General features: G+C 46.9%; 8 protein-coding genes. 7 read left to right on the plus strand and 1 reads right to left on the minus strand.

The features are described 5' to 3' along the window. Positions 1–7: 7 nt before the first annotated feature. Positions 8–949 carry a manganese catalase family protein gene (locus AC1DYB_RS29110; RefSeq protein ID WP_477440281.1) on the minus strand — a complete coding sequence of 314 codons (942 nt, stop codon included), beginning with the start codon at positions 947–949 and terminating at the stop codon, positions 8–10. Between the two features lie 171 nt (positions 950–1120). Between AC1DYB_RS29110 and AC1DYB_RS29115 the strand changes: the two genes are divergently transcribed. The 7 genes from AC1DYB_RS29115 to AC1DYB_RS29145 form a co-directional block, all read left to right on the plus strand. After that, positions 1121–3331, plus strand: a complete 2211-nt coding sequence (locus tag AC1DYB_RS29115; RefSeq protein WP_477440283.1) for a hypothetical protein — start codon at positions 1121–1123, stop codon at positions 3329–3331. After that, complete coding sequence (locus AC1DYB_RS29120; protein WP_477396292.1) at positions 3328–3474, plus strand: hypothetical protein; 147 nt, start codon at positions 3328–3330, stop codon at positions 3472–3474. Before AC1DYB_RS29115 ends, AC1DYB_RS29120 begins: the two co-directional genes overlap by 4 nt. A 61-nt stretch (positions 3475–3535) precedes the next feature. After that, positions 3536–4009 (plus strand): low affinity iron permease family protein, encoded by a 474-nt coding sequence (locus AC1DYB_RS29125; protein ID WP_477440285.1) that lies wholly within the window; start codon positions 3536–3538, stop codon positions 4007–4009. Then, positions 3996–5201 (plus strand): DUF2252 domain-containing protein, encoded by a 1206-nt coding sequence (locus AC1DYB_RS29130; RefSeq protein WP_477440287.1) that lies wholly within the window; start codon positions 3996–3998, stop codon positions 5199–5201. Before AC1DYB_RS29125 ends, AC1DYB_RS29130 begins: the two co-directional genes overlap by 14 nt. Next, a complete protein-coding gene (locus AC1DYB_RS29135) occupies positions 5198–5551 on the plus strand; it encodes an inorganic diphosphatase (protein ID WP_477440289.1) in 354 nt (117 codons plus the stop codon). Before AC1DYB_RS29130 ends, AC1DYB_RS29135 begins: the two co-directional genes overlap by 4 nt. A 276-nt stretch (positions 5552–5827) precedes the next feature. After that, a complete protein-coding gene (locus tag AC1DYB_RS29140; protein WP_477440291.1) occupies positions 5828–5989 on the plus strand; it encodes a hypothetical protein in 162 nt (53 codons plus the stop codon). Positions 5990–6265: 276 nt separating this feature from the next. After that, on the plus strand, positions 6266–6524 hold a 259-nt coding region (locus AC1DYB_RS29145), incomplete at its 3' end, for an FAD/NAD(P)-binding protein (protein ID WP_477440293.1).

Below are 6524 nucleotides of genomic sequence, written 5' to 3' on the forward strand. Positions count from 1 at the left end.
TGTTTAATTATTTAGCCACTGGTACAAAATTGCTCCATTGCGCAACACCTTTGGGTTCCGCATCTTTTACTTCTGCACTTTTTACGGCACTCATTTCTTTGTCCAGTTTATCCTTGGCTTTTAATTCTTTGCTGAAATCCTGCGGCAGTTTAGTTTGTCCTTCGGTTTCTTCCACTTGGGTTAAAGGGTTTTCCACAAAGACCCATTCCTTACCCATGCCCGGCATTTCACCTTCGTTCCAGGGGCCGCGCACGGCGCCATCTGAAAGGTTAAAAGCCTGTTGCGTAAAACGCGGATCGGCAGCCAATACGCCGGGCGGGAAATTAGGCTGGATGGTTTCCAGCGCCGCCTCGAACATTTTATAGTGCGCTACTTCGCGCGTCATCAGGAAAGACAACGTTTCGTGGATATAGGGGTCATCGGTAAATTTCATGAGGTGTTCATAAACCAGCTTGGCACGCGATTCGGAAGCCAGGTTACTACGCAGGTCCACAGTCAGGTCGCCGTTGGAGTGGATGTACGATGCGCACCAGGGAATGCCTTGACTATTGCGAGGCGTTACCCCACCGCCGGTAATCATTACAAATTGTGGATTGGCGGCCAGCGCTTCATGGATAATGCTTTCCTTTGCCACTTTGCCGTTCATCACCTGCATGATCTCGGAGCTGTCGGCGGCATTTTTAAGTTCGCCGTTGACGCCTTTCAACAGCATCTGAATTGTTGCACCAACGATTTCCAGGTGACTGAATTCCTCGGTGGCGATATCCATCAGCATGTCATATTTATCGGGGTGCGGGACTTTCGCGCCGAACGCCTGGGTGAAATATTGCATGGCCGCAGCCAGCTCACCATTTTCGCCGCCGAATTGCTCCAATAAGAGGTTGGCAAAACGCGGATCAGGGCGGGATACCCTTGCATTGAATTGTAAGTCCTTGACGTGGTGAAACATAAGTTGAGTTTTAATGTATGTTTATTGTACAACTACTGAGTTTGTATTTAGTTTCTAATTAAAAAAATAATTAATTGAGAAAGTTATAAAACAAAATAGTGGCGCTTTAAGTTGATATCATACCTTTTTCGCTATCCGCGGCGTTCACGGAGTAAGTATTATTTTTTTAAGATGCATGCATGCTCACCATGGCTTTTAACTGTTAACGCAAAACTGAACAGTGCTAACCTGGCCGCTCTTTATGAACAGGAAGCGGCGGGCTATTCCTTTAAAATTTATTTGATCGACGACTCCTGCTGGCTTGTGGCGGCATGGCCCCAAGGCAGCCGGATTGCATTCCGCCTGGCTTATTCGCCAAATGACAGCCTGGAATTAAAGAAGGTCTGGGAGAAAAATCAAAATATAACTTTCCGGATTAAGTCGATCATGGGTGAATACGAAGCTGTAGTGCAATTGCCAGCCGCGGATAATCCTGTACTTCGATTAACTACGACACTGAAAGCAGATTCCTCGCTTTTATTTCCTTACTGGCCGAGGGACATTGTGCCGCTTGGCGCAACAGGCAGCGACTTACTGGCCGAGGGTGAGATCAAGGTCAGCCAGGTGGGTACCCGTTCGGGGCAACTTTATTTTAGCTTGAACAGGCCAAAGGCAGGCTCAGTGCTTTACCTGCAGAACCTGACCGCCCTGGCGGATTATAACCAACAGACAGAAACTTCGGCCGGTGAAACTGTAGGCGGCGAATGGCCGGAAATCGGCTTTGCCTTGCCGCCAACGTTAAAGAATAAAGCACTGGAAGCGGGAAAAAAATACATTCTGAGTGATGCTTTTATCGCGTTTTCGGAAGAAGTACCGGGGAATGAACCGGCAATGATACGACAATACCTTGACCTGCTGGCGGACGTATATCTGCAATTGCCAAAACCAAATACCACTTATCAACACTGGCCGGTGATACTGCAAAAAGGCCTGACCGATCTGGAGAAAAGCCCCGGCAGCTGGAGCCAGGTTGATGGTCATCATTATCTCAATGCATATGTATGTGACTATGCAACGCCGCCCGAGATCATGGTTCAGCTTGCGGTGCTGCTTCCCTTGCTTGACTATGTGGAATGGAGCAGTGCGGAATTGATCATGATGAAAAAAATAAAAGAAGGCCTATCCGCATTCTACAATGGGGAGCTTCAAACGATCATGCGCTGGCATCCAAAGGTAGCAGACACCATGGAAGGGGAGGAGGAACACAAGAAACCCATGGTTATGGATTCCTGGTATTTGCAACACCCGTTGCTAAACCTTTCCCGGCTGGCGCTGAAAGGCGATAAGATTGCGGAAAAGCTGTTTCTCGACTCTCTTGACTTTGCCATTAGAGTTGCCCACCATTTTGATTATAAGTGGCCTGTATTTTATAAAATGGATACGCTGGAAGTGTTGAAAGCTGAAACCCAGCCTGGCAAAGGGGGAGAAAAGGATGTACCCGGTCTTTACGCTCATGTCATGCTGCAGGCCTGGGAGTTGACCGGGAATAAACGTTACCTGGCAGAAGCGGAAAAAGCAGCCCAGCGGCTACGTGGCCTGGGCTTTGAACTTTTCTATCAGGCCAACAATACTTCATTTTCAGCAGGGGCGCTACTGCGACTATATAAAATTACGAGAAAAGAGGTTTACAGGGAGTTGAGTTACCTTTGTCTGGCTAATGTTTTTAAAAACGTCCGGCTGTGGGATTGTAATTATGGTTACGGCAAAAACTTCCCTTCCTTTTTTGCCTTGTTCCCGCTCAATGATGCGCCTTATACCGCGGCTTACGAGGAGCAGGAGGTCTTTTGTGCCTTTCATGATTACCTGCGCAACGCCGAAGGGGAGGAGATTCTGCCATCTTTACGATTGCTTTTAGCGGAATATATCCGTTTCCTGGTTGATAGAGCTGTTTATTATTATCCGACCATGCTGCCGAAAGCAATGCTGTCGGAGGAAGTCAAGACTGGTGAGGTTGATCCAAATCTCTGGATCGCATTGGAGGATCTGCACGATGGCTGGGAAAAATCCGGCGAAGTTGGCCAGGAAGTCTACGGCGCGGGTAATGCCTTTGGCATTCTGCCGCGGCATTATATGCAGGTTGAAGACCAGCCTTTTATGATTTATACCGATTACCCGACGTACGGATTCTCGCCGAAAAAGCATCGCCCGGCTAAATTTAAACTCGCGGGTGACGGTAGGTTGAACAGCGTCCTGATGCTGGTTAAAACAGATAAAGGTAAAATGCCGGAATTTACGGTAAGGATGAATGCCCAAAAGGAAAGTTTAAAAGGAAAAAAAACTAAAGAAGGACACCTGGAATTTACTGTTCCAGGCGATAGCGAAATTCATATTGACTGGAAATGAAAATTGAAAAATTCTATAATCAGGCCTATGACAGGTTAAAGGAGGATCTGAGTGTAACTTCTGGAGCAGACAGCTTTACTTTGGTGATTAATGTTTTGGTCAACGCCCACGGCTTCGAAGATGCCAAACTCAAATTACAGTAAGCAATATTGCAGGACCTCAAAGACGCAGAAATAAAAATAGGAGGATCATAGATCAACGAATATGAAGAAGAAAGTTAATTTATTTGAGCGGTTCTCGAACTGGGCGACAACGGCTACCGGAAGTTCGGCGGCATTTATTATTGCCGCAGCCGTTGTAGTCATTTGGGCGGTCAGCGGCCCTTTGTTTCATTATTCCGAAACCTGGCAGCTCGTGATTAATACGGGTACGACAATTATCACCTTTCTGATGGTTTTCCTAATCCAAAAATCGCAAAACAAGGATTCCAAGGCGATCCATTTGAAGCTGAACGAGCTGTTGGCCTCGCATGAAGGTACCAGTAACCGCATTGTCGACATTGAAAATTTAACCGAAGATGAATTGGATAAGCTCCACCGCTTTTACGCGCAACTTTCGGCCTTGGCGGAAAAAGAGGATGATATTACCTGCACGCATTCGATCGATGCGGCGGAGGAAAATCAGCGAGGGAAGTCTACCACAAGGAATCTCAAACCTAAAGGGCATGGAATTAATTGACCTTTTCGAACGCCTTATCGCGTTTAACACCGGCTTACTGCCGGATATGCTGGAATTGAAATACGAGGCCATGGCCGAGAATGCCTTTCGGTTCTTCCGGGGCACTTGTCATTTGTTTTACGAGGATCTGGCCGCTGCTGAAGCCCTGCCACTCTCTCCGCTTGCCTGGATCTGCGGTGATCTGCATATTGAGAATTTTGGCAGTTACAAAGGAGATAATAAACTGGTTTATTTTGACTTAAATGATTTTGACGAAGCCCTATTGGCACCGGCTACCTATGAGCTAGCGCGGATGGTCAGCAGTATTTTTATCGCTTTTGACAACCTGGCTATCGAACCCAAAAAAGCTCAAAAGATGGCGCAACTCTACCTGAAAACCTATTCGGCCACACTGGCTAAAGGAAAGGCGATCAGTATAGAGCCGCGAACGGCCAAAGGCATCGTAGGAAATTTCTTACAGGCGGCTACCCATATCGACAAGAAAACCTTGCTTAAAAAACGTACGGTTAGTAAAAAGAGACATATCATGTTGTCACTGGAGGATGAGCGACATTTTAAGCTGGACAAGAAACTGAGGACTGAACTCCGGGCGCATATCAACGAATGGATTAAGACCAGCAGCGATGGTCCTTATAATTACGAAGTGATCAGCGCAGTTTTCCGGTTGGCCGGTACCGGTAGTGTAGGAGTTAAACGCTACCTGTTCCTGCTGAAAAGTACTAATACAAAAAATAAGTATTTGTTGCTGGATATGAAGCAGGCCCGTACGTCTTCGATATTGCCTTATACTACCGTACAGCAACTGCAATGGGAAAACGAGGCCGCGCGGGTTATTGGAGTGCAGCAGCGGATGCAGAACGTATCGGCAGCGCTGCTCAGCACAACATTATTCCGTGAGGAATCATATATCATCCAGGAATTACAGCCCGTGAAGGACACGATCAAATTCAAACTGCTGAAAGACGATTACCGTGATATGTACCAGGTCATCGATGATATGGCGGCGCTGACCGCTTCCGCCCAGCTCCGCAGCGGCGGTATTCAGGGCTCTGCGGTCATTGACGAATTAATGGCCTTTGGTCTGGACCAGGGATGGCAAGAAGCCGTGAGCGAATACGCCCGCAAATACGCTATCAAGGTTAAACGCTATTATAAAAGTTATTTGAAAGGCTATCGAAAGGGCAAACTATGAAAAAGCAAACAGTCATGGCCATGATCGAATGTCCGAAAGGGTCAAACCAAAAGTTTGATTACGACTCCGAAACACAGCGGTTCCGGCTGAGTAAGATCTTGCCTGCGGGTTTGGTGTTTCCCTTTGATTTTGGCATGATTCCCGGGACCAAAGGTGAGGATGGGGACCCGCTGGATATGATTGTCATCTCAGAGGGCTCCACTTTCCCCGACTGCCTGGTAGATTGCCGTGTCATCGGCGCCATACAAGCTGAGCAGACCGAGCGTAACGGTGACACGATGCGGAATGACCGGTTCATCGGCATTCCGCAGGTGTCCCAGCTATTTTCGGACGTCAACAACCTGGAATAATTGCCGCAGGCAATCTCTGAACAGCTCGAAGCATTTTTTTAAAACTATAACGAGCAGGCGCGCAAAGTATTTAAAGTGAAAGCCAGGTTAAACGCCCGGCAGGCCGCCAATTTATTAAACGATGAAAAATAAAAGTACCCCACTCATTCTTGCTGCCTGGTACACGCCTGTTAGTCGCCGGGTGGGTAGTAAGCCGCTATCCGGCTAAAGAGTTGAAGAAACCGGTGGTCATTGTTTGCGGCAAAAGGAATTAATTGAAAACTAAAATCAATTGCTATGGAACTGCTTTTAAAAATTTTCGGTGAGGGCAAGAACCTCAACACGCTCCAGATGAGCAGCCGTGGCGCGGTGATGTTTGTGGTCGCTTTTCTGCTCATCCGTATCTCCGGCAGGCGCTCATTTGGCATACATACGTCGCTGGGAGACTTGAGAAGTTAGGCAAACTTCCGAAAAGATTACCGCAAAATAAACCAGTCTCATTTCTCGGTTTAGGCGCCCTGCGAAACTTATTCAGTCACTATTTGCCTATTGCAGCGACCCCATGCATGCAAATATTTTGTTCGTTCCCACCGATGCATGAAAGAAGCGTCGAAAAATGGTTTATTGGTTATGATAATCGCTACAAATGACTTTAATGCCCGAAATTAAAAAGGTAGTTTATAGTACGCAAACAAATTATACAGAAGATTGCTTGTTAATGTTAAATCTGAAATAGTGGAAGATAAGAAGCGCATAGCCATTGTTGGCGGAGGCCCAAGCGGGCTGTTCATGTTTAAAAGACTGGTGGACGCTAAGAGAACGGACATAGAGATAACCATCTTTGAGCAGAAAAAGCGATTGGGTGCTGGAATGCCTTATAGTGCCGAAGGTGCCAATGATGAGCATATTACCAATGTATCTGGTAACGAAATTCCCTTTTTGGTAACACTTCTGGCTGATTGGATCAAAAACGTACCGAAAGACACCCTTGACA

This window comes from Mucilaginibacter sp. P2_A4 (assembly GCF_056405015.1).